Source organism: Enterobacter cloacae complex sp. I3 (assembly GCF_014896175.1).
Lineage (GTDB): Bacteria > Pseudomonadota > Gammaproteobacteria > Enterobacterales > Enterobacteriaceae > Enterobacter > Enterobacter bugandensis.
Genome location: NZ_JADBQZ010000021.1, coordinates 13530 through 35863 on the forward strand (window position 1 = coordinate 13530; position 22334 = coordinate 35863).

General features: G+C 56.9%; 22 protein-coding genes and 1 other RNA gene. 8 read left to right on the forward strand and 15 right to left on the reverse strand.

The window, feature by feature from the left end:
- Nucleotides 1-26: 26 nt before the first annotated feature.
- Complete coding sequence (xerD, locus tag IM271_RS16720; RefSeq protein WP_028014320.1) at nucleotides 27-923, reverse strand: site-specific tyrosine recombinase XerD; 897 nt, start codon at nucleotides 921-923, stop codon at nucleotides 27-29.
- Nucleotides 924-1024: 101 nt separating this feature from the next.
- On the opposite strand from xerD, the gene fldB reads away from it, so the two are divergent.
- Complete coding sequence (gene fldB / locus IM271_RS16725) at nucleotides 1025-1546, forward strand: flavodoxin FldB (RefSeq protein WP_193052899.1); 522 nt, start codon at nucleotides 1025-1027, stop codon at nucleotides 1544-1546.
- A 6-nt stretch (nucleotides 1547-1552) separates the two neighbouring features.
- On the opposite strand, the gene IM271_RS16730 is transcribed toward fldB, so the two are convergent.
- Entirely contained in the window at nucleotides 1553-1963 is a 411-nt protein-coding gene (locus tag IM271_RS16730; protein ID WP_028014322.1) for a protein YgfX, read from the reverse strand.
- On the reverse strand, nucleotides 1944-2210 hold the full coding sequence (gene sdhE, locus IM271_RS16735) for an FAD assembly factor SdhE (protein ID WP_010435322.1): 267 nt from the start codon (nucleotides 2208-2210) through the stop codon (nucleotides 1944-1946). The genes IM271_RS16730 and sdhE overlap by 20 nt, the downstream gene beginning before the upstream one ends.
- 294 nt (nucleotides 2211-2504) lie before the next feature.
- Between sdhE and ygfZ the strand changes: the two genes are divergently transcribed.
- A complete protein-coding gene (ygfZ, locus tag IM271_RS16740; RefSeq protein WP_193052900.1) occupies nucleotides 2505-3485 on the forward strand; it encodes a tRNA-modifying protein YgfZ in 981 nt (326 codons plus the stop codon).
- 87 nt (nucleotides 3486-3572) lie between these two features.
- Here ygfZ and IM271_RS16745 read toward each other — a convergent pair whose 3' ends face one another.
- Nucleotides 3573-4232 (reverse strand): hemolysin III family protein, encoded by a 660-nt coding sequence (locus IM271_RS16745; RefSeq protein WP_193052901.1) that lies wholly within the window; start codon nucleotides 4230-4232, stop codon nucleotides 3573-3575.
- Between the two features lie 265 nt (nucleotides 4233-4497).
- On the opposite strand from IM271_RS16745, the gene IM271_RS16750 reads away from it, so the two are divergent.
- Nucleotides 4498-5229 (forward strand): MurR/RpiR family transcriptional regulator, encoded by a 732-nt coding sequence (locus IM271_RS16750; protein WP_028014325.1) that lies wholly within the window; start codon nucleotides 4498-4500, stop codon nucleotides 5227-5229.
- Nucleotides 5230-5345: 116 nt separating this feature from the next.
- A complete protein-coding gene (gene bglA / locus IM271_RS16755) occupies nucleotides 5346-6779 on the forward strand; it encodes a 6-phospho-beta-glucosidase BglA (protein WP_028014326.1) in 1434 nt (477 codons plus the stop codon).
- A gap of 50 nt (nucleotides 6780-6829) precedes the next feature.
- Here bglA and IM271_RS16760 read toward each other — a convergent pair whose 3' ends face one another.
- From IM271_RS16760 to IM271_RS16795, 8 genes are all read right to left on the reverse strand, one after another.
- Complete coding sequence (locus IM271_RS16760) at nucleotides 6830-7573, reverse strand: SDR family oxidoreductase (RefSeq protein WP_193052902.1); 744 nt, start codon at nucleotides 7571-7573, stop codon at nucleotides 6830-6832.
- Between the two features lie 68 nt (nucleotides 7574-7641).
- Nucleotides 7642-10515 carry an aminomethyl-transferring glycine dehydrogenase gene (gene gcvP / locus IM271_RS16765; protein ID WP_193052903.1) on the reverse strand — a complete coding sequence of 958 codons (2874 nt, stop codon included), beginning with the start codon at nucleotides 10513-10515 and terminating at the stop codon, nucleotides 7642-7644.
- Between the two features lie 126 nt (nucleotides 10516-10641).
- A complete protein-coding gene (gene gcvH, locus IM271_RS16770) occupies nucleotides 10642-11031 on the reverse strand; it encodes a glycine cleavage system protein GcvH (protein WP_193052904.1) in 390 nt (129 codons plus the stop codon).
- A 23-nt stretch (nucleotides 11032-11054) separates the two neighbouring features.
- Nucleotides 11055-12149, reverse strand: coding sequence for a glycine cleavage system aminomethyltransferase GcvT (gene gcvT, locus IM271_RS16775; RefSeq protein ID WP_193052905.1), 1095 nt, complete (start codon nucleotides 12147-12149; stop codon nucleotides 11055-11057).
- Nucleotides 12150-12546: 397 nt separating this feature from the next.
- Nucleotides 12547-13749 carry an FAD-dependent 2-octaprenylphenol hydroxylase gene (gene ubiI, locus IM271_RS16780; RefSeq protein ID WP_045629982.1) on the reverse strand — a complete coding sequence of 401 codons (1203 nt, stop codon included), beginning with the start codon at nucleotides 13747-13749 and terminating at the stop codon, nucleotides 12547-12549.
- A 12-nt stretch (nucleotides 13750-13761) separates the two neighbouring features.
- Complete coding sequence (gene ubiH, locus IM271_RS16785; protein WP_041908350.1) at nucleotides 13762-14940, reverse strand: 2-octaprenyl-6-methoxyphenyl hydroxylase; 1179 nt, start codon at nucleotides 14938-14940, stop codon at nucleotides 13762-13764.
- A complete protein-coding gene (gene pepP / locus IM271_RS16790; protein WP_028014332.1) occupies nucleotides 14937-16250 on the reverse strand; it encodes a Xaa-Pro aminopeptidase in 1314 nt (437 codons plus the stop codon). Before pepP ends, ubiH begins: the two co-directional genes overlap by 4 nt.
- 31 nt (nucleotides 16251-16281) lie before the next feature.
- Nucleotides 16282-16860: a YecA family protein gene (locus IM271_RS16795; RefSeq protein ID WP_028014333.1), complete on the reverse strand. Its 579-nt coding sequence runs from the start codon at nucleotides 16858-16860 to the stop codon at nucleotides 16282-16284.
- Nucleotides 16861-17027: 167 nt separating this feature from the next.
- On the opposite strand from IM271_RS16795, the gene zapA reads away from it, so the two are divergent.
- The 3 genes from zapA (at nucleotide 17028) to IM271_RS16810 (ending at nucleotide 18203) form a co-directional block, all read left to right on the forward strand.
- Nucleotides 17028-17357, forward strand: a complete 330-nt coding sequence (gene zapA, locus IM271_RS16800) for a cell division protein ZapA (RefSeq protein WP_006811891.1) — start codon at nucleotides 17028-17030, stop codon at nucleotides 17355-17357.
- 41 nt (nucleotides 17358-17398) lie between these two features.
- Nucleotides 17399-17582, forward strand: a non-coding RNA gene (gene ssrS / locus IM271_RS16805) — 6S RNA.
- Nucleotides 17583-17606: 24 nt separating this feature from the next.
- Nucleotides 17607-18203 (forward strand): 5-formyltetrahydrofolate cyclo-ligase, encoded by a 597-nt coding sequence (locus tag IM271_RS16810; protein WP_048960956.1) that lies wholly within the window; start codon nucleotides 17607-17609, stop codon nucleotides 18201-18203.
- A gap of 96 nt (nucleotides 18204-18299) precedes the next feature.
- Here IM271_RS16810 and serA read toward each other — a convergent pair whose 3' ends face one another.
- Together serA and rpiA are read right to left on the reverse strand one after the other, a co-directional pair.
- A complete protein-coding gene (gene serA / locus IM271_RS16815) occupies nucleotides 18300-19532 on the reverse strand; it encodes a phosphoglycerate dehydrogenase (protein WP_041908347.1) in 1233 nt (410 codons plus the stop codon).
- A gap of 266 nt (nucleotides 19533-19798) precedes the next feature.
- The gene (rpiA, locus tag IM271_RS16820) at nucleotides 19799-20458 is read right to left on the reverse strand and encodes a ribose-5-phosphate isomerase RpiA (RefSeq protein ID WP_003860091.1); all 660 of its coding nucleotides are present in this window, start codon (nucleotides 20456-20458) and stop codon (nucleotides 19799-19801) included.
- Nucleotides 20459-20585: 127 nt separating this feature from the next.
- Between rpiA and argP the strand changes: the two genes are divergently transcribed.
- Nucleotides 20586-21479, forward strand: a complete 894-nt coding sequence (argP, locus tag IM271_RS16825) for a DNA-binding transcriptional regulator ArgP (protein ID WP_003860089.1) — start codon at nucleotides 20586-20588, stop codon at nucleotides 21477-21479.
- A 43-nt stretch (nucleotides 21480-21522) separates the two neighbouring features.
- Here the strand turns inward: argP and IM271_RS16830 are convergent, their stop codons facing one another.
- Nucleotides 21523-22254: an oxidative stress defense protein gene (locus IM271_RS16830; protein WP_193052906.1), complete on the reverse strand. Its 732-nt coding sequence runs from the start codon at nucleotides 22252-22254 to the stop codon at nucleotides 21523-21525.
- Nucleotides 22255-22334: the final 80 nt, after the last annotated feature.

The following is a 22334-nucleotide window of genomic DNA, read 5'->3' on the forward strand; positions in this document are numbered from 1 at the left end:
TTGATCCTGTTACAATTTGTCGGCACTCACGCACGAGGGTGGTGCTGTTGGTGTAGCTGCCGCAGGCGTTCCGTCGCGACATGGGTGTAAATTTGCGTCGTTGAAAGATCGCTGTGTCCCAGCAGCATCTGCACCACGCGTAAATCTGCGCCGTGGTTTAACAGATGCGTCGCGAAGGCGTGACGCAATACGTGCGGCGAAAGCTTTTCACTGTCGATACCCGCCAGTGTGGCGTAATGCTTGATGCGATGCCAGAACGTTTGTCGCGTCATCTGCTGCGCGCGCTGGCTCGGAAACAGGACGTCGATAGACGCGCCATTGAGCAGCCAGGGGCGGCCATGCTCAAGATACGTCTCCAGCCAGTAAACCGCCTCTTCTCCCAGCGGAACCAGCCTTTCCTTGTTTCCTTTACCGATGACGCGCACCACGCCCTGACGCAGGCTAATGTCGCTCATCGTCAGGCCAACCAGTTCCGAAACGCGCAAGCCGGTAGCATACAATAGCTCAAGCATGGCTTTATCGCGTAACTCCAGCGGCAGGTCAACAGCCGGTGACTGTAATAATCTCTCAACTTGTGCTTCGCTGAGATCTTTCGGCAGCCGCTGCGGGAGTTTCGGGGACGCCAGCAGCGCGCTGGGATCGTCTTCGCGAATCTTCTCCCGGTAAAGATGCTGGAAAAGCCGACGCATTGCGCTGAGCAAGCGTGCAGAGCTGGTGGCTTTGTACCCTCCTTCTACGCGTTCAGCGAGCAGCGCCTGCAGGTCGTCGCTTTGCGCGCTCGCAAGCGATAGCTCCCGACGCGCCAGCCACTCGACCAGCATGGTGAGATCGCGCCGGTAGGCACTGAGGGTATTCTCGGCCAGATTTTTCTCCAGCCACAGCGCGTCGAGAAACTGTTCAACGAGTGCGAGATCCTTTTCCACATCAGCCCCTTTGATTTTGCAGTCAGGCCATTATGCCTGATTGCGACCGATTTCTGGTACACTACGCGCAAAGTCATAGCAAGAATTGAGATAGTTACGCGATGAATATTGGTCTGTTCTATGGTTCCAGCACCTGCTACACCGAAATGGCGGCGGAGAAAATTCGCGACATCATTGGCCCGGAACTGGTGACGTTGCATAACCTGAAAGATGACGCGGTCGCCTTGATGGAGCAGTACGATGTGCTGATTCTGGGCATCCCAACCTGGGATTTTGGTGAGATACAGGAAGACTGGGAAGCCATCTGGGATGAGCTCGATTCAGTCAATTTCGACGGTAAAATTATTGCGATGTACGGCATGGGTGACCAGTTAGGCTACGGCGAATGGTTCCTGGACGCACTCGGCATGCTGCACGATAAGCTGGCACCAAAAGGGGCGGCATTTATCGGCTACTGGCCAACCGAAGGGTATGAATTCACCAGTAAAAAGCCGATTATTGCCGACGGCGAGCTGTTTGTCGGGCTCGCGCTGGATGAAACCAATCAGTACGATCTCAGCGACGAGCGCCTGCAGGCCTGGTGCGAGCAGATCCTCGGCGAAATGGCAGAAAAATTCAGCTAACGCGCGTTACTCCTGCGTCGGCTGTTGCAGCAACATCCGGCGCAGATCCCGCCATTCTGATGCGTCCATACTGTCCGCCGCCAGCCACAGGTGCTGGCAACGTCCGCCCCCCACTTTGCGTAACCGTAACATCATCCCGGCGTTAAGCATCCAGGGTACACCGAGAATATCCCACTCTTTTCCCTGCCAGCGCAGGCGGGAATCCATCAGCAGCTTAATCTCGCCCTGACGCGCGTTAATGCGACGCTGGCTGCGTACGCTGTCAAAAACAACAAACGAAAGTAATAGCAGCCACAGCGGCGTATAGCTGAGCGGCCACGGCATGAGTAAAACGATGGCCGCAACCAGCCCGTGGAGCAATAAAGACATCCACTGCGAGCGCCACGAGACGCGAAGATCAGATTGCCACAGGACCACGTTCCCGATTCCGTGTTTGAATTAATTGCACCATCCGTTGCAACTCGGTGTCGGCGGGTTTGCCGTGGTTCATCAGCCAGTTGAATAAATCCGGATCGTCAGACTCAAGCAGGCGAACAAACAGACGCTTATCATCATCGCTTAAGCTGTCGTACTCATATTCGAAGAAAGGCATGATGGAAATATCAAGTTCACGCATTCCGCGTCGGCATGCCCAGTGAATACGGGCCTTGTTGTTAATATCCATGTTCAGTTTCCTGCATTACGTTTGGCACAGTCGGTACCCCGTTTTCTGTTCTTAATTTCTCTACGGGGACACCAGCTAGTGTAACGTGTTTTTGACCGTTTCATTACTGGAATATTGCGTTTGACGAGCAGGCTTCCAGAATTATCCCTACATAGACAGCGGATTACACTATTTTGCGTAGCGTTACGCATAACCCGTTTATGGCACAAATGGTCTGCTGAAAGCGCTTGCAATGCCTGCAGGCTCTTTTACCATTAGGCATTATCAAAGCGTTAAGCAATTCAGGATACCGTTATGGCCTTTACACCATTTTCTCCGCGCCAGCCCGCCGCCTCTGCGCGTCTGCCGCTGACGCTTATTTCTCTTGATGACTGGGCGCTGGCAACCCTCTCCGGCGCCGACGCCGAAAAATACTTGCAGGGTCAGGTGACTGCGGATGTTGCGCAGTTGACTGAACACCAGCATCTGCTGGCCGCGCACTGCGATCCTAAGGGCAAAATGTGGAGCAACCTGCGTCTCTTCCGCCGTCAGGACGGTTTTGCCTTTATTGAGCGCCGTAGCCTGCGCGATGCGCAGCTCAAAGAACTGAAAAAATACGCGGTCTTTTCCAAAGTCACCATCGCCCCGGACGATGAACATGTTCTGCTGGGCGTGGCGGGCTTCCAGGCGCGTGCGGCGCTGAAAAATCTGTTTGCTGAACTGCCGGATGCAGAAAAACAGGTGGTCAGCGAGGGCGCGACTTCCATCCTGTGGTTTGAACACCCGGCAGAGCGCTTCCTGTTAGTCACGGATGCCGCAACAGCCGAACGCGTGACCGAGGCGCTGCGCGGCGAAGCGCAGCTCAACAACAGCCAGCAGTGGCTGGCGCTGAACATCGAAGCGGGTCTGCCGGTAATTGACGCAGCCAATAGCGCGCAGTTTATTCCTCAGGCAACTAACCTGCAGGCGCTGGGGGGAATCAGCTTTAAAAAAGGCTGCTACACCGGTCAGGAAATGGTCGCGCGTGCAAAATTCCGTGGGGCAAACAAACGCGCGTTGTGGACACTGGCAGGCCATGCCAGCCGCGTACCGGAAGCAGGAGAAGACTTAGAACTGAAGATGGGCGACAACTGGCGCCGCACCGGTACCGTGTTAGCCGCAGTCCAGCTGGAAGATGGCCGTCTTTTGGTACAGGCTGTAATGAACAACGACATGGAAGCGGACAGCGTGTTCCGCGTGCGCGACGACGCGAATACGTTGAGTATTGAGCCGCTACCGTATTCACTGGAAGAGTGATGCTTTATCGCCCGGTGGCGCTGCGCTTACCGGGCCTACGGGTGCAAATCCAGGTCGGGTAAGGCGAAGCCGCCACCCGACAACAAACTAAACCTGCCCCACGTACAAATAAATCGCCAAAAAGTGGCACACGCTGCCGCCCAGCACAAAGCCGTGCCAGATGGCATGGTTGTATGGGATGCGCTTGCAGACGTAGAAAATAACGCCCAGCGAGTAGACCACACCGCCCACCGCCAGCAGCGTTACCCCGCCGACCGCCAGCTTAATCGCCAGCTGATACACCACAATCAGCGACAGCCAGCCCATCGTCAGATAGGTGACCAGCGACAACACTTTAAACCGGTGCGCAATGGTCAGCTTAAACAGGATCCCCAGCAGCGCCAGGCTCCAGATAACAATCATCAGGCCGCGCGACAGCGGTGAGTTTAGCCCCACCAGCAGGAAAGGCGTATAGGTACCCGCAATCAGCAGATAGATAGCGCAGTGGTCAAATTTCTTAAGCCATATTTTGGCCCGCTGATGCGGAATCGCGTGATAGAGCGTCGAGGCCAGGAACAGCAGGATCATACTTCCGCCATACAGGCTATAGCTGGTAATAGCCATCGCGCTGGCATTGGTATCCGCCGCCTGTACCAGCAATAACACTAAACCGACAATCCCAAACACCAGGCCAATGCCGTGGCTGATGCTGTTGGCTACTTCCTCAGCCAGCGAATATCCCTGTGCGATTAATGGTCTGCTCGCCATACTAAACTCCGGGAAAACTAAAGATGATTATTCATCGCATGACTATGCTAACTGAGAATGATTCCAGTGAACACCTGTTAGCTAAAATAATTTTAAAGTAAATTTTTATAATAAAAATCAAAAGCATAAACGAAAAATTCACCTGACATTTGTTCACATAAAAATTTAAGCGTTACTAATCAATGGCATAAAATTGGCTCCTGCCGTCTGGCTGCATGATATGATGGATAAATGAGGTCTGAATGAGAGTTTTGCCACTGTGAGTATGTTCACCCACTCCGCCATTGCCAGTCTCAATAACCTGGAAATGATGGTCTACAACTATGTCATCAAAAACCGGGACAAAGTGATGTACATGACCATCCGCGAGCTGGCGGATGCGGCCGGCGTCTCAACCACCACTATCCTGCGCTTTTGCCGCAAGCTCAACTGTGAAGGGTATTCTGAATTTCGCGTGCGCTTTAAGCTCTATCTTGAGCAGAACGAGCCCCAGCAGGCGAATTTCGGCGCCAGCGAAATTATCAGCTTCTTTAAAAGCGTGAATAATGAAGAGTTCGACGCGCTATTAAATGACGCGGTAAATATCATTTTGTCTTCCGAGCGAATTATATTTGTCGGGGCGGGCACGTCAGGCTCTTTGGCCAAATATGGCGCACGCTTCTTTTCAAATATTGGTAAATTCAGTAATCATATTGATGACCCTTATTTCCCGGTCACCAATGATATGGCGAAAAATGCGCTGGCGATTGTGCTCTCCGTCTCGGGCGAAACCGAGGAGATCCTGCGCTTCGCCAGCCAGTTCAGCCTGCATCACTGCAAGGTGCTCTCTATCACCAGCCACGAGCACTCGCGCCTGGCAAAACTGGCGGACTTTAATCTCTCCTGGCACGTTCCCCAGACGCGAATTGGCGGCGTCTACGATATCACCACGCAAATTCCCGTCATTTATATTCTGGAATCTCTCGGACGCAAGCTGGCGAAAAAACTGACGGAATAAAACATCCTGTTTTTTCGATGTGACAAATCACAATTTTCGCAAATTGTTATATCGTGACATTCAATTTCGCTTTGCTAGACTCAATGCCAATAAGCCATTTAATGAGAATAGCAGCGATGAAAAAAATAACCTTACCGAAAGATTTTTTATGGGGCGGCGCTGTTGCCGCTCATCAGGTTGAAGGCGGCTGGAACAAAGGCGGCAAAGGGCCAAGCATTTGCGACGTGCTGACCGGCGGCGCACACGGCGTGCCCCGCGAAATCACGCAGGAGGTGGTGCCGGGTAAATACTACCCAAACCACGAAGCCATCGACTTCCACGGCCACTATAAAGAAGACATCAAGCTATTTGCCGAGATGGGCTTCAAGTGTTTCCGTACCTCTATCGCCTGGACGCGCATCTTCCCGAAAGGTGACGAAACGCAGCCAAACGAAGAAGGGCTGAAGTTTTACGACGACATGTTCGATGAGCTGCTGAAGTACAACATCGAACCGGTGATCACCCTCTCCCACTTCGAAATGCCGCTGCACCTGGTGCAGGAGTATGGTAGCTGGACCAACCGCAAAGTGGTCGATTTCTTCGTGCGCTTCGCGGAAGTGGTGTTTGAGCGCTACAAGCACAAGGTCAAATACTGGATGACCTTCAACGAAATCAACAACCAGCGCAACTGGCGCGCCCCGCTGTTCGGCTACTGCTGCTCGGGCGTGGTCTACACCGAACATGACAACCCGGAAGAGACTATGTACCAGGTGCTGCACCACCAGTTTGTGGCCAGCGCCCTGGCGGTGAAAGCCGCGCGCCGCATCAACCCGGAGATGAAAGTCGGCTGCATGCTGGCGATGGTGGCGCTCTATCCGTTCTCCTGCAAGCCGGAAGACGTGATGTTCGCCCAGGAATCCATGCGCGAGCGCTATGTCTTTACCGACGTCCAGCTGCGTGGTTACTACCCGTCCTACGTGCTGAACGAGTGGGAGCGCCGCGGCTTTTCCATCAAAATGGAGGCGGGCGACGAGCAGATCCTGCGTGAAGGTACCTGCGACTACTTAGGCTTCAGCTACTACATGACCAACGCGGTGAAGGCGGAAGGCGGCACAGGTGACGCCATTTCCGGCTTTGAAGGCAGCGTGCCGAACCCGCACGTGAAGGCGTCCGACTGGGGCTGGCAGATTGACCCGGTGGGCCTGCGCTATTCCCTGTGCGAACTGTACGAGCGTTATCAGAAACCCCTGTTTATCGTTGAGAACGGGTTCGGTGCCTACGACAAGGTGGAAGAAGACGGCAGCATCAACGATGACTATCGCATCGACTACCTGCGTGCCCACGTGGAAGAGATGATCAAAGCCGTCACTCACGATGGCGTGGATCTGATGGGCTATACGCCGTGGGGCTGCATCGACTGCGTGTCGTTCACCACCGGTCAGTACAGCAAGCGCTACGGCTTTATCTACGTCAACAAGCACGACGACGGCACGGGCGACATGTCGCGCTCCCGTAAGAAAAGCTTCGAGTGGTATAAAGGCGTGATTGCCAGCAACGGCGAGAAACTTTAACGCCGGGCGCCTAACCCTCTCCCTTTGGGGAGAGGGTTAGGGTGAGGGGGTTACTTCCCGCCAGCCAGCTCGATAAAACTGCCCGTCACGTAAGACGCCTTCTCGCTCAGCAGCCAGACAATCGCCTGCGCCACCTCTTCCGGCTGGCCGCCGCGCTGCATCGGCAGTAACGATTTCACGCGATCCACTCGCCCAGGCTCTCCGCCGGAAGCATGGATATCGGTATAAATCAGCCCAGGCCGCACGCAGTTCACGCGGATACCCTGCGCCGCCACCTCCAGCGATAGCCCGGTTGTCAGCGAATCTACCGCGCCTTTGGAAGCAGCGTAATCGACATACTCACCCGGCGCGCCCAGACGAGACGCGGCGGAAGAGACATTCACAATCGCCCCGCCCTTGCCGCCATGCTTGGTGGACATGCGTTTCACCGCTTCACGACAGCAGAGAAAGTAACCCGTGACGTTGGTCGCCAGCACGCGGTTAATGCGCTCTGCGGACAGATTCTCAATGGTGGATTGTTCAAACAGAATGCCTGCATTATTGACCAGCGCGCGAAGCGGCTCACCTTCACGATCGATGCTGTCAAACATCGCCAGCACCTGAGCTTCATCGCTGATGTCCGCACGCACGGCAAACGCTTTACCGCCGGCCTCAACGATCTGATTGATAACGTCCGTCGCGGCTTTAATGTTGTGGTGATAGTTCACCGCCACGGTGTAGCCTTCACGTGCCAGCTGCAGCGCGGTGGCTTTCCCAATGCCCCGGCTCGCGCCGGTGACCAGTACAATTGCCATTCACAACCTCCAGATAAAAAAAAGCCGGGTGGCGCTTACGCTTACCCGGCCTACAGTATGGCAAATAATTACTGGTATTCGCTCATCGGCACGCAGGAGCAGAACAGATTACGGTCGCCGTAGACGTCATCGAGACGCTTCACGGTCGGCCAGTATTTGTTCGCCACGCCTGCCGGGAAGACCGCCAGCTCGCGGGAATAACCGTGGCTCCACTCAGCCACCATCTCGTGCTGGGTGTGCGGGGCGTTGACCAGCGGGTTATCTTCCAGCGTCCATTCGCCGTCCTGCACGCGGTCGATCTCCATGCGGATGGCCAGCATCGCGTCGATAAAGCGGTCCAGCTCGGCTTTGCTTTCAGATTCCGTTGGCTCCACCATCAGCGTACCCGCAACCGGGAACGACATGGTTGGCGCGTGGAAGCCGTAGTCGATCAGACGCTTGGCGATGTCCAGCTCGCTGATGCCGGTCTGCTCTTTCAACGGACGAATATCGAGAATGCATTCGTGCGCCACGCGACCGTCGCGGCCGGTGTAGAGCACCGGGAAGGCAGACTTCAGGCGCGTCGCAATGTAGTTGGCGTTCAGAATAGCCACCTGGCTCGCCTGCTTCAGCCCTTCCGCGCCCATCATGCGGATGTACATCCAGCTGATTGGCAGGATTGATGCGCTACCGAACGGTGCCGCAGAGACCGCGCCCTGACGGGTCAGCATGCCTTCAATCTGCACCACGCTGTGCCCCGGCACAAACGGCGCCAGGTGCGCTTTCACGCCGATTGGTCCCATGCCCGGGCCGCCACCGCCGTGCGGAATGCAGAAGGTTTTATGCAGGTTCAGGTGCGACACGTCCGCGCCGATAAAGCCCGGAGAGGTAATGCCCACCTGAGCGTTCATGTTCGCGCCGTCGAGGTATACCTGACCGCCAAACTGGTGCACCACTTCGCACACTTCACGGATGGTCTCTTCGTACACGCCGTGGGTGGACGGGTAGGTCACCATGATGCAGGAGAGCTTGTCGCCTGCCTGCTCGGCTTTCGCACGCAGGTCGGCCAAATCGATGTTGCCGTTCTTATCGCACGCTACCACCACCACTTCCATGCCCGCCATCTGGGCTGAGGCCGGGTTGGTGCCGTGGGCGGAGCTTGGGATCAGGCAGATATCACGGTGGCCTTCGTTACGGCTTTCGTGATAGTGACGGATCGCCAGCAGGCCCGCGTATTCACCCTGCGCGCCGGAGTTCGGCTGCATGCAGAGCGCGTCGTAGCCGGTCAGCTTCACCAGCCAGTCTGAAAGCTGGTTAATCATCATGTGATAGCCTTCCGCCTGTTCTGGCGGGCAGAACGGGTGCAGCTCGGAGAATTCAGGCCAGGTAATCGGGATCATCTCTGCCGCGGCGTTCAGCTTCATGGTGCAGGAGCCCAGCGGGATCATCGCCTGGTTCAGCGCCAGATCCTTGCGCTCCAGAGAGTGCATATAGCGCATCATCTCGGTTTCGCTGTGATAGCGATTGAACACCGGGTGAGTCAGGATCGCGTCATTGCGCAGCATGCTTTCCTGAAGGGAGCGGCTGTCGAGCGCGACCTCTTTGTCGAGCGTATCAACGTCCAGACCGTGTGCGTCGCCCAGCAACACGCTGAACAGGTTCAGGATATCGTCGCGAGTGGTGCTTTCATCCAGCGTAATGCCGACCGCGTTGTGGATGTCGCTGCGCAGGTTGATTTCTGCTGCATTCGCGCGCGCCAGCACGGCGGCTTTGTCTGCCACTTCCACGCACAGGGTGTCGAAGTAATGCGCGTGGCGCAGCTTGAGGCCCTTCTGCTGCAGGCCGCAGGCCAGAATATCGGCCAGGCGGTGAATGCGGCTGGCAATGCGCTTCAGGCCAGCCGGACCGTGGAATACCGCATACAGGCTGGCGATGTTTGCCAGCAGTACCTGGGAAGTACAGATGTTGGAGTTCGCTTTCTCGCGGCGGATATGCTGCTCGCGGGTCTGCATCGCCATGCGCAACGCGGTATTACCGGCAGCATCTTTTGACACGCCAATAATACGGCCTGGCATGGAGCGTTTAAATTCATCTTTCGCGCCGAAGAACGCCGCGTGCGGGCCGCCGTAGCCCATCGGCACGCCGAAGCGCTGCGCTGAGCCGAATACGATATCCGCGCCCTGTTTGCCCGGTGCCGTCAGCAGCACCAGCGCCATAAAATCGGCGGCAACGCTGACAACCACTTTGCGGGATTTCAGCTCGGCAATCAGCGCGCCGTAGTCGTGAACTTCGCCGGTGGTACCCACCTGCTGCAGCAGCACGCCGAAGACGTCCTGGTGATCCAGCACTTTGTCGGCGTCGTCGACGATCACCTCAAAGCCGAAGGTTTCCGCACGGGTGCGCACCACGTCCAGCGTCTGCGGATGTACGTCCGCCGCCACGAAGAAGCGGTTAGCGTTTTTCAGCTTGCTCACGCGCTTAGCCATCGCCATCGCTTCGGCGGCGGCGGTCGCCTCATCCAGCAGAGAAGCGGAGGCGATATCCATGCCGGTCAGGTCAAGCGTCACCTGCTGGAAGTTCAGCAGCGCTTCCAGACGCCCCTGGGAGACTTCTGGCTGATAAGGGGTGTAAGCGGTGTACCAGCCCGGGTTTTCCAGCATGTTGCGCAGGATCACCGGCGGCAACTGCACGTTGGTGTAGCCCATGCCAATATAAGACTTATAGCGCTTGTTCAGGCTGGCGATGGCCTTCAGCTCCGCCAGCGCGGCGAATTCCGTGGTGGCTTCGCCCACCTGAGGCGGCGTGGCAAGCTGGATGTCTTTTGGCACAATCTGGCCGATCAGTGCGTCTAATGAATCCGCGCCAACCGTCTTCAGCATCTCCTGCTGTTGCTGAGCATCCGGCCCAATGTGACGTTCAATGAAGGCGCCACGGTTTTCAAGCTGGCTTAAAGTCTGTGTCATGAGCGATGGTTCCTGAAACGTGCAGTGAATGTGTTTTCTCCCTCACCCTTAGGGAAAGGGCTGGGATGAGGGTGTCGTCTGTTCCCCTCACCCTACCCTCTCCCCAAAGGGGAGAGGGATAATGGCTTACTCGTCTTCTAACAGTGCTTCGTACGCGGTCGCATCCAGCAGCGCGGCAATCTGGGATTCGTCGCTGGCTTTGATCTTGAAGATCCAGCCGCCTTCATAAGGCTCGCTGTTGACCAGCTCTGGCGAATCGCTCAGCGCGTCGTTGACCGCAACAATCTCGCCGCTGACAGGTGCATAGATGTCAGACGCCGCTTTTACGGACTCCGCTACGGCGCAGTCGTCGCCCGCGCTAACGGTCGTGCCCACGTCAGGCAGGTCAACAAACACCATGTCGCCCAGCAGCTCCTGCGCGTGCTCGGTGATCCCGACGGTGTAAGTGCCGTCCGCCTCTTTGCGCAGCCACTCGTGTTCTTTGCTGTATTTCAGTTCTGCTGGCACATTGCTCATTGAAGTTCTCCTGATAAAAATAGTTAGGCGACCGGCTTACCGGCGCGAACAAAAATCGGTTTGGTCACGTGGACCGGCATTTCGCGGTTGCGGATTTGCACTACCGCCGTTTCGCCAATGCCTGCCGGCACGCGAGCCAGTGCAATACTGTAGCCCAGCGTCGGGGAGAAGGTTCCGCTGGTGATCACGCCTTCGCGATGATTGCCGTCAGCATCGGTAAAGCGCACCGGCAGTTCGCCGCGCAGCACGCCTTTTTCCTTCATCACCAGGCCAACCAGCTGTTCGGTACCCTTCTCGCGCTGCATCTCCAGCGCTTCACGGCCAATAAAATCACGGTCAGCCGGTTCCCACGCGATGGTCCAGCCCATGTTGGCCGCCAGCGGTGAGACGCCTTCATCCATTTCCTGACCGTAGAGGTTCATGCCCGCTTCCAGACGCAGCGTATCGCGCGCGCCCAGGCCCGCAGGCTTCACGCCCGCTTCTACAAGGGCACGCCAGAAATCGGCGGCCTTCTCGTTTGGCATGGCAATTTCGTAGCCCGCTTCACCGGTGTAGCCGGTGGTGGCGATAAACAGATCCCCCGCCTGCACGCCGAAGAACGGCTTCATGCCAGCGGTGGCGTTGCGCTGCTCGTCGTTAAAAAGAGACGCGGCTTTCGCCTGCGCGCTCGGTCCCTGCACGGCGATCAGCGACAGATCGTCACGCACGGTGATGTCGACGGCGTAGGGTTCGGCGTGTTGGGTGATCCAGGAGAGGTCTTTTTCGCGGGTGGCGGAGTTTACAACGAGGCGGAAGAAATCTTCGGTGAAGTAATAAACTATAAGGTCATCAATCACGCCGCCCGAGGCATTCAGCATGCCGGTATAGAGCGCTTTGCCCGGCGTCTTCAGTTTGGCGACGTCGTTTGCCAGCAGATAACGCAAAAACTCCCGGGTGCGGCTACCGCGCAGATCGACAATCGTCATATGGGACACGTCGAACATACCGGCATCGGTGCGCACCGCGTGGTGCTCATCAATCTGCGAGCCGTAGTGCAGCGGCATCATCCAGCCATGGAAGTCCACCATGCGGGCGCCGCATAACACGTGCTGTTCGTACAAAGGAGTCTGTTGAGCCATCTTGTCCTCGTTGAAAAATTCACCGTGAAACCCGGTGTCGGCCTCGTTCCCGAATGCCGACGCAAACGTTCTCTTTTACCTGAACTTACCACCGAAACCGGCGGTTAACCATAAGGTAAAACGGGTCATCACATTAGCTTATGACCAAAAATCGCTGAAAAGCCTACAGAGTTATTCACTGGAAAAATGCGATTAACCCCGCACAAAATTAACAATAATCTAACAGTATTTAGCACATGGTGATATTTCATGCGGAAAAATGGGCCGAATTTCCGTCACATAAAAATCACGACATGAGAATAACTAATGCGAAAAATGGCGTGGAATTAGAATATTTCAAACGAGGGGATTTCCCCGGCGCAGAGGCCGGGAAAATAAAGTGTGACGGGGATCGAGATTAGCGTAACCAGTCGGGAAGATCGTTAAGACCCATTGCCTGACGAAGAAGTTGAGGTTTGACGCCGGGAAGGGTGTCGGCCAGCTTGAGGCCGATATCGCGCAGCAGTTTTTTCGCCGGATTTGCCCCGGCAAACAGCTCGCGGAAGCCCTGCATTCCTGCCAGCATCATCGCCGCACTGTGCTTGCGGCTGCGCTCGTAGCGACGCAGATACAGATGCTGGCCGATATCTTTACCTTCACGGTGCAGGCGACGCAGTTCTTCCACCAGTTCCGCCGCGTCCATAAAGCCGAGGTTAACGCCCTGTCCGGCCAGCGGATGAATGGTATGGGCCGCATCCCCCACCAGCGCCAGGCGGTGCGCGGCAAACTGACGCGCGTAGCGGCCGGTTAACGGGAAAACCAGCCGCTCGCTTTCAAGCGTGCACAGGCCAAGGCGGTTATCAAACGCCACGCACAGCGCCTGGTTAAAGGCCTCCGGCGTCGCATCCTGCATCTGCTGCGCTTTCTCCGGCACCAGGGACCAGACAATTGAGCACAGGTGAGGATCGGCAAGCGGCAGGAACGCCAGTATGCCGTCGTTGTGGAAAATCTGCCGCGCAACGCCGCCGTGCGGCTCTTCGGTGCGGATCGTTGCCACCATCGCATGATGGCGGTAATCCCAGTACGTTAGCGGGATATCAGCCTTGTTGCGCAGCCAGGAGTTAGCGCCGTCGGCACCGACCACCAGACGCGCGGTCAGCATGTCGCCGCTTTGCAGGGTGATAAACGCCTCGTTTTCGCCCCATGCCACCTGCTGGATCTGCGCAGGCGCAATTAGCGTCACGTCGCTGCACTGCTCTGCTTTCTGCCACAGCGCGTGGTGGATCACCGCATTCTCTATGATATGCCCCAGATGGCTATAGCCCATGCTTTCATCATCAAAGGCAATATGGCCAAAGCTGTCTTTGTCCCACACTTCCATGCCGTGATAGCAGCTGGCGCGCTGGGCGACGATATCTGACCAGACGCCGAGACGCGTCAAAAGCTTTTCGCTGGCCGCGTTAATCGCCGACACGCGGAGTTCCGGCGGGGCATCTGATGCGACAGGCTGGGGCTGCTTTTGCTCCAGCACGGCCACGCGCAGGCCGCTGCCCTGTAATCCACAGGCCAGCGCCAGTCCAACCATTCCGCCGCCAACGATGGCAACATCAACATTTTGCACAGTGATAACTCCTTAACGCGCGACCCAACCCAGGGTCCGCTGCGCCAGCACGTCACGTGCCGGAATGAACAGTTCCATCGCCATCAGCCCGAGGTTGCGACCAACAACCAGCGGCGCCCAGCGATTAGCAAAGAGATGGACTAAGCCGTCGGTGACGCCAATTGTCGCCTCTTTATCGGCCTGACGTCGCGTCTGGTAATGGCTTAGCACCGGGTAAGCGCCACAGTCTTTTTGTTCGCTCCACGCCTGCGAAAGCGTTTCGGCCAGGCTCATCACATCCCGCAGGCCAAGGTTAAAGCCCTGCCCGGCGATGGGGTGGAGGGTTTGCGCCGCATTGCCGACCAGCGCCACGCGGTGAGAAACAGACTGTGATGCCGTGGTTAACGACAGCGGATAGACCGCACGTTTCCCGGCATGGGTAATACGCCCCAGCCGCCAGCCAAAGGCTTTCTGCAGCTCGGTACAAAAACGTTCGTCGGACCAGGATTTAACCTCTTCGGCCTTTTCCTGCGGGTGGCACCAGACCAGCGAGCAGCGCCCGCCCGTCATCGGCAGCATCGCCAGCGGGCCGTGCTGGGTGAAGCGCTCAAACGCCCGGCCGTTGTGTTCTGCTGCGGTCGAGACGTTCGCGATAACCGCGACCTGCCCGTAAGGCTGCTGCCGCCACTCTACGCCGCACTGGGTGCCGAGCGCCGAGCGCGACCCGTCAGCCGCCACCAGAAGCTGTCCGTCAAGCACGGTGCCATTGTCCAGCGTTACGCTGACCGCGTCTTCACTGCGGGTGAAGCTGGCAACGCGTGCCGGGCAGTGCAACGTGACGCCCGGCGCGTCCTGTAACAGGCGGAACAGGCGCAGGCCAATATCGTGCAGTTCAACGACCTGACCCAGCGCGTCAATACGGTAATCATGGGCATCCAGCGTCACAAACCCGGCATGACCGCGATCGCTTACGTGCACGGTATTAATGGCGGTAGCGCAGTCGGCGATGGCCTGCCAGATGCCAATGCGGGATAGCTGCTGGCAGGTGCCCTGCGCCAGGGCAATGGCGCGGGAATCAAACCCAGGGTGATTCTTCGCCTGCGGCGCGACGGCTTCAACCAGATGCACCGGAAGCTGCCCCTTCGTCAAATGCGAGATGGCTAACGCCAGCGTGGCGCCGGTCATGCCGCCGCCAACGATAATCACGCTCATACGCGCGCCGCTGCCATCAGCGCCTCGATATCGTCCGCTTTTTTCACCACGCTCGCGGTCAGGTTTTCGTTGCCGGTTTCGGTGATGACGATGTCGTCTTCAATACGAATGCCAATTCCGCGGTATTCCTCTGGCACGTCGGCATCCGGCGCGATGTACAGGCCCGGCTCGACGGTCAGCACCATGCCCGGTTCAAGCACGCGCGAACGTTCAGGGCCGTACGCGCCCACGTCGTGCACGTCCAGCCCCAGCCAGTGGCTCAGGCCGTGCATAAAGTACGGGCGGTGAGCATTCTCGGTAATCAGGGTATCGACATCCCCTTTGAGGATCCCAAGCTTAACCAGCCCGGTAATCATGATGCGCACCACCTCACCGGTCACCTCCTGAATGGAGGTGCCCGGGCGATACAGCGTCAGCGCCGTCTCGAGAGATTCGAGAACGATGTCATAAATCGCCCGCTGCGCTGGCGAAAACTTGCCGTTCACCGGGAAGGTACGCGTGATGTCGCCGGCGTAGCCCTGATATTCGCAACCGGCGTCAATCAGCACCAGATCGCCGTCGCGCAGCGCGCTTTCGTTTTCTGTGTAGTGCAGAATGCAGCCGTTTTCCCCGCCGCCAACGATGGTGTTGTAGGAGGGATAACGCGCGCCGTGGCGGTTAAATTCGTGGTGAATTTCGCCTTCCAGCTGGTATTCAAACATTCCGGGACGACATTTTTCCATCGCGCGGGTGTGCGCCAGGGCGCTGATTTCGCCCGCACGGCGCAGCACGTTCAGCTCTTCTTCAGATTTGAACAGACGCATCTCGTGCACCACCGGACGCCAGTCCGTGAGGGTGGCGGGCGCGGACAGGTTCTGCCGCGAGCCTTTACGCAGTTTTTCCAGCGCGTTGAAAACAATCTCATCGGCGTAGGCGTATTCGCCCTGCGCGTGATAGAGCACGTCGAGGCCATTAAGCAGCTGATAGAGCTGCTGGTTGATTTCGCTAAACGCCAGCGCGCGGTCAACGCCCAGCTTTTCCGGGGCGGCCTCTTGCCCTAAGCGGCGGCCAAACCAGATCTCAGCGGTTAAGTCTCGTACGCGGTTGAAAATCACGCTGTGGTTGTGGGTGTCATTGCTCTTAATCAGCACCAGCACCGCTTCCGGCTCGTTGAAGCCGGTGAAGTACCAGAAATCGCTGCTCTGGCGATAGGGGTATTCGCTGTCGGCGCTGCGCGTCACTTCCGGCGCGGCAAAAATCAGCGCCGCGCTTCCCGGCTGCATGTTTGCCAGCAGCGCCTGACGACGGCGCAAATACTCTTGTTGCGAGATAACCATGACACCCTCCTGTGCGTTATTTTTCTTAATGTAAGGTTGGCTTGCGAACTTCCGGCGCGGTCGGCTGCGAGCGCGTAAAGTTGTCGTGGCACAGCAGCGCCGCCACGCGCACGTACTCGATGATCTCTTCGAGAGACATTTCCAGCTCTTCCTGATCTTCCTCTTCATCGTAGCCAAGCTGGGCGATGTTGCGCAGATCGTCAATCGCTTCACCCGCTTCGCCGGTGACTTTATCAAGCTTAGGCTGGGTGACGCCCAGGCCAAGCAGATAGTGGTTTACCCACCCCGCGAGCGCATCGGCGCGATCGAAGACGCTGACATCGTCGCCTTCAGGCAGATAAAGCTGAAAAAGGAAGCCATCGTCTTCCAGCGAATCGCTGGTTGCCGCGTGCATTTTTCGCAGCGCTTCCGCCAGTTCGTGGCCAAACGCCAGCCCTTCGTTGGTGAGGTCGTGGATCAGCGGCTGCCATGAGCTGTCGCTGTTTCCGCCGCACAGTATGCCGCTGATCAGACCGTGCATTTCGGCAGGGGTAAGACCGACTCCCTGCTGGTTCAGTAACTGGTTTAAATCCTTGTAACCAGGCATTTCGTTCTGTATAGACATACGCATTCGTCATCAAAGGGAGGATATTCATGATATGCTACCACTTTGGACCCTGGTGATACCAGAAAAGGGCTTGTATCTTCACATCAGGGTAGCTATAGTGTCGCCCCTTCGCAGCCCCCGGGGCAGTAAGCGAAGGCAGCGCAGTCAATCAGCAGGAAGGTGGCATGTCTGCACAACCCGTCGATCTCCAGATTTTTGGCCGTTCACTGCGAGTGAATTGTCCGCCTGAACAAAGGGATGCTTTGAATCAGGCTGCGGACGATTTGAATCAGCGGTTGCAAGATCTAAAAGAACGCACTAGAGTCACAAATACTGAGCAGCTGGTTTTCATCGCCGCGTTGAACATCAGCTATGAACTGACTCAGGAAAAAGCGAAGACCCGCGATTACGCGGCTAGCATGGAGCAGCGCATTAAAATGCTCCAGCAGACCATTGAACAGGCGTTGCTTGATCAAGGTCGCAATCCCGAAAGACCGGGACCAAAGTTTGAATAACACTTCGCAGTTGACTATGGTAGAGTAACTGTGAAGACAAAATTTCTCTGAGATGTTTGCAAGCGGGCCAGTCCCCTGAGCCGATATTTCATACCACAAGAATGTGGCGCTCCATGGTTGGTGAGCATGCTCGGTTCGTCCGAGAAGCCTTAAAACTATGACGACACATTCACCTTGAACCAAGGGTTCAAGGGTTACAGCCTGCGGCGGCATCTCGGAGATTCCCTCTCTCTTCTTCTACCGACTACCATGACTCAATTCCCTGAAGTTTCTGCTTCACGCCAGGACATCCGTCAGCTCATTCGCCAGCGTCGTCGCGCCCTTACGTCCGAACAACAAGCACACTTTGCGCAGCAGGCCGCTGCCCGCATGATGGCCTATCCGCCCGTGGTGATGGCAAACACCGTCGCGCTGTTTCTCTCGTTTGACGGCGAACTGGACACCCAGCCGCTTATCGACCAACTCTGGCGCGCCGGGAAAAAAGTTTACCTGCCGGTACTGCATCCGTTCAGCCGGGGCAATCTGCTGTTTCTGCATTACCATCCGCACAGCGAACTGGTGGTGAATCGTCTGAAAATCACCGAACCGAAACTCGACGTGCGCGACGTACTCCCGCTGTCACAGCTGGACGTGCTGATTACGCCGCTGGTGGCGTTTGATGAGCAGGGACAGCGCTTAGGTATGGGCGGCGGTTTTTACGACCGAACGCTGCAAAACTGGCGGCAGTATGGGTTGCAGCCGGTGGGCTATGCGCATGATTGCCAGGCTGTAGAAGCCTTGCCGGTGGAGAAATGGGATATTCCGCTGCCTGCGGTGGTAACGCCAGGTAAAACGTGGCTTTGGTAGCATAAAGCCGGGTGGCGCTTACGCTTACCCGGCCTACAAAAGCTCAACGTAGGTCGGGTAAGGCGTAGCCGCCACCCGACACCACAGACCGCACCATCAGTACAGCAGGCGCGCGCGAATCGTTCCCGGAATGGCCTTCATGCTCTGCAACGCTTTTTCAGCCACGTCTTCATCCGCTTCGATATCAATGACCACATAGCCCATCTGCGAGTTGGTCTGCAGATACTGGGCGGCAATGTTGACGCTCTGCTCGGCAAAAATCTGGTTAATTGCGGTCAGCACGCCAGGACGGTTTTCATGGATGTGCAGCAGACGACGACCGCCGTGCAGCGGCAGAGACACTTCCGGGAAGTTCACCGCAGAAAGCGTTGAACCGTTGTCGGAATATTTGCTCAGCTTACCCGCCACTTCCAGACCAATATTCTCCTGCGCTTCCTGAGTAGAACCGCCGATGTGCGGCGTCAGGATCACGTTGTCGAATTCGCACAGCGGAGAGTTAAACGGATCGCTGTTGGTGGCAGGTTCCGTAGGGAACACGTCGATGGCCGCCCCCGCCAGATGCTTACGCTTCAGCGCATCGCACAGCGCAGGGATATCGACCACCGTACCACGCGCGGCGTTGATCAGCAGAGATCCCGGCTTCATCAGCGCCAGCTCTTCCGCGCCCATCATGTTTTTGGTGGAGGCGTTTTCCGGCACGTGCAGGCTGACCACGTCGCTCATGTTCAGCAGGTCAGACAGATGCTGTACCTGCGTCGCGTTACCCAGCGGCAGCTTGCTTTCGATATCGTAGAAGTAGACGTGCATCCCCAGCGATTCCGCCAGGATCCCCAGTTGGGTACCGATGTGGCCGTAGCCGATGATACCCAGCTTTTTACCACGGGCTTCGTATGAGCCCGCGGCCAGTTTGTTCCACACGCCGCGGTGCGCTTTGGCGTTAGCTTCCGGGATACCGCGCAGCAGCAGCAGCAGCTCGCCAATTACCAGCTCCGCCACGGAACGGGTGTTAGAGAACGGGGCGTTAAAGACCGGGATACCGCGTTTTGCGGCAGCGTTCAGGTCGACCTGGTTGGTGCCGATGCAGAAACAGCCAATAGCAACCAGCTTTTCTGCCGCGGCAATCACGTCTTCAGTCAGATGGGTACGGGATCGCAGGCCAATGAAGTGGGCATCACGGATGGCGGCTTTCAGCTCTTCCGTGTCCAGCGCGCCTTTGTGAAATTCGATGTTGGTGTAACCCGCCGCACGAAGGCTATCAAGCGCTTTCTGATGCACGCCCTCGACCAGCAGGAATTTAATCTTGTCTTTCTCCAGTGATACCTTTGCCATTTCCCCGACCCTGTTTTTATCTGAACTGATGTTGTGCTGGATTGAAATCCGCTGTAGCCAACATATCAAAAAAAACTATTGCAGCAATATGAACGTTTGCGTCGGCACTCTGAAGAAAAGTCATACAGGGCAAAATGACAGAGTAAAATGCTGAGGAAATTTACAAACGTGGCAGGATCGGCAAAAGAGGCGGAAAAGCGTGACACAAGTCACCAAATTTAGCTTTTCAAAAATTTTTTAGCGGGGGGAGCACTCCCCCCATCAGATCATTTTACGATGGTTTTCACACCGTCAGCCGTACCGATCAGCGCCACATCCGCGCCGCGGTTGGCAAATAACCCTACGGTGACGACGCCTGGAATGCCGTTGATGGCGTTTTCCAGCGCAATCGCGTCGAGAATCTCCAGACCGTGAACATCGAGGATGACGTTACCGTTGTCGGTGACCACGCCCTGACGGTATTCCGGACGGCCGCCCAGCTTCACCAGCTGACGGGCAACCGCACTGCGCGCCATCGGGATCACTTCAACCGGCAGCGGGAAATTACCCAGAATGTCGACCTGCTTGGAGGCATCCGCGATGCAGATGAACTTGTCCGCCACGGAGGCGATGATCTTTTCACGGGTCAGCGCCGCGCCGCCGCCTTTGATCATCTGCATATGGCCGTTGATTTCATCCGCGCCATCAACGTAAATGCCCAGACGATCCACTTCGTTGAGATCGAAAACGGTAATGCCGAGGCTTTTCAGCTTTTCCGTGGACGCATCGGAGCTGGAAACCGCGCCCTCGATCTGCCCCTTCATCGTGCCCAGTGCATCGATAAAGTGCGCCGCCGTTGACCCCGTACCAACACCGACAATGGTCCCTGGCTGTACGTACTGGAGAGCGGCCCATCCTACTGCTTTTTTCAGTTCATCCTGCGTCATGATCGTTTTGCCTGTGGTGTGAAAACTCAGGGCGCATTATAGAACACGTCGAATGGATTTCGTCTGTCAGGAAGGGAAAATTGTGTCATAGTGCAGATTAAGCAAAATTTAGGAGCCAGCCAGAGCAATGAAACGTCCGGACTACAGAACACTACAGGCACTTGATGCAGTTATTCGTGAACGCGGCTTTGAGCGCGCAGCGCAAAAGCTGTGCATCACCCAGTCCGCCGTATCACAACGTATCAAACAGCTTGAAAACATGTTCGGGCAGCCGCTGCTGGTGCGTACCGTACCGCCGCGCCCAACGGAGCAAGGTCAAAAGCTTCTCGCCCTGCTGCGTCAGGTTGAACTGCTGGAAGACGAGTGGCTGGGTGACGAACAAACGGGTTCCACGCCGCTGCTGCTCTCGCTGGCGGTGAACGCCGACAGTCTGGCGACCTGGCTGCTGCCGGCCCTTGCGCCGGTGCTGGCCGACTCCCCTATCCGCCTGAATCTTCAGGTCGAAGATGAAACCCGCACCCAGGAACGCCTGCGTCGCGGCGAAGTGGTTGGGGCGGTCAGTATCCAGCCTCAGGCCTTGCCAAGCTGTCTTGTCGATCAGCTGGGCGCGCTCGACTACCTGTTTGTCGGTTCAAAAGCCTTTGCGGAGCGCTACTTCCCGAATGGCGTCACCCGCGCCGCGCTGCTGAAGGCGCCTGCCGTGGCGTTCGACCATCTGGACGATATGCACCAGGCGTTTTTGCAGCAAAACTTCGATCTGCCGCCGGGCAGCGTGCCGTGTCATATCGTTAACTCGTCCGAAGCTTTCGTGCAGCTGGCGCGTCAGGGCACCACCTGCTGCATGATCCCGCATTTACAGATTGAGAAAGAGTTGAAAAGCGGTGAGCTGATTGACCTGACGCCGGGGCTGTATCAGCGCCGGATGCTCTACTGGCACCGTTTTGCGCCGGAAAGCCGCATGATGCGCAACGTGACTGATGCGCTGCTGGCGTTTGGACATAAGGTGTTGAGACAGGATTAAAATGAAAAGCCGGGTGGCGGCTACGCCTTACCCGGCCTATTGATTATTGTGCAGGTTTCGGCTGTGCTGCGACGGGTTCCAGCTGGAACACCACATCAACCTGATCGTCGAACTGAATCGTTGGCTGCTCGTAGGTTTCCTGAGCAGAAACCGGCGCGGCGTCCGCCTTCATCATCCGAACCATCGGGCTTGGCTGGTAGTTAGAGACGTGGTAACGCACGCTGTATACCGGGCCAAGCTTGCTCTTGAAGCCAGACGCCAGCTGTTCCGCCTGATGAATGGCATCATCAATTGCCGCTTTACGCGCTTCGTCTTTGTATTTCTCCGGTTGCGCAACGCCCAGCGACACGGAACGGATTTCGTTCAGGCCGGCCTTCAGCGCGCCGTCCAGCAGAGAGTTCAGCTTGTCCAGCTGACGCACGGTCACTTCCACAGTGCGCACGGCGCGATAGCCTTTCAGGATACTTTTGCCGTTCTGGTAGTCGTAATCGGGCTGGGTACGCAGGTTCGCAGAGCTGATGTCTTTTTTAGCAACACCGTTCTGTTCCAGGAAAGAGAGATATTGCGCAACACGATCGTCTGCCTGTTTTTTGGCGGAAGCGGCATCTTTTGCAGCCACATTCACTTCAATTGCCAGGGTTGCAACATCCGGTACCGCGTCCACGCTTGCGGTGCCTGACGTGACGATGTGCGGGCCATCCGGCAGTTCACTTGTCTGCGCCGACACCGCACCTAAACTTACTAATGCCGCGAGGGCCATCACTTTAAACTTCACTGTCATTCCTCCATGTTGCGAAGAGTGCCCCAACAACAGGGCTCATGCCAGCAAGCTTAGCGGGTCTTGCTCAGTTGTCC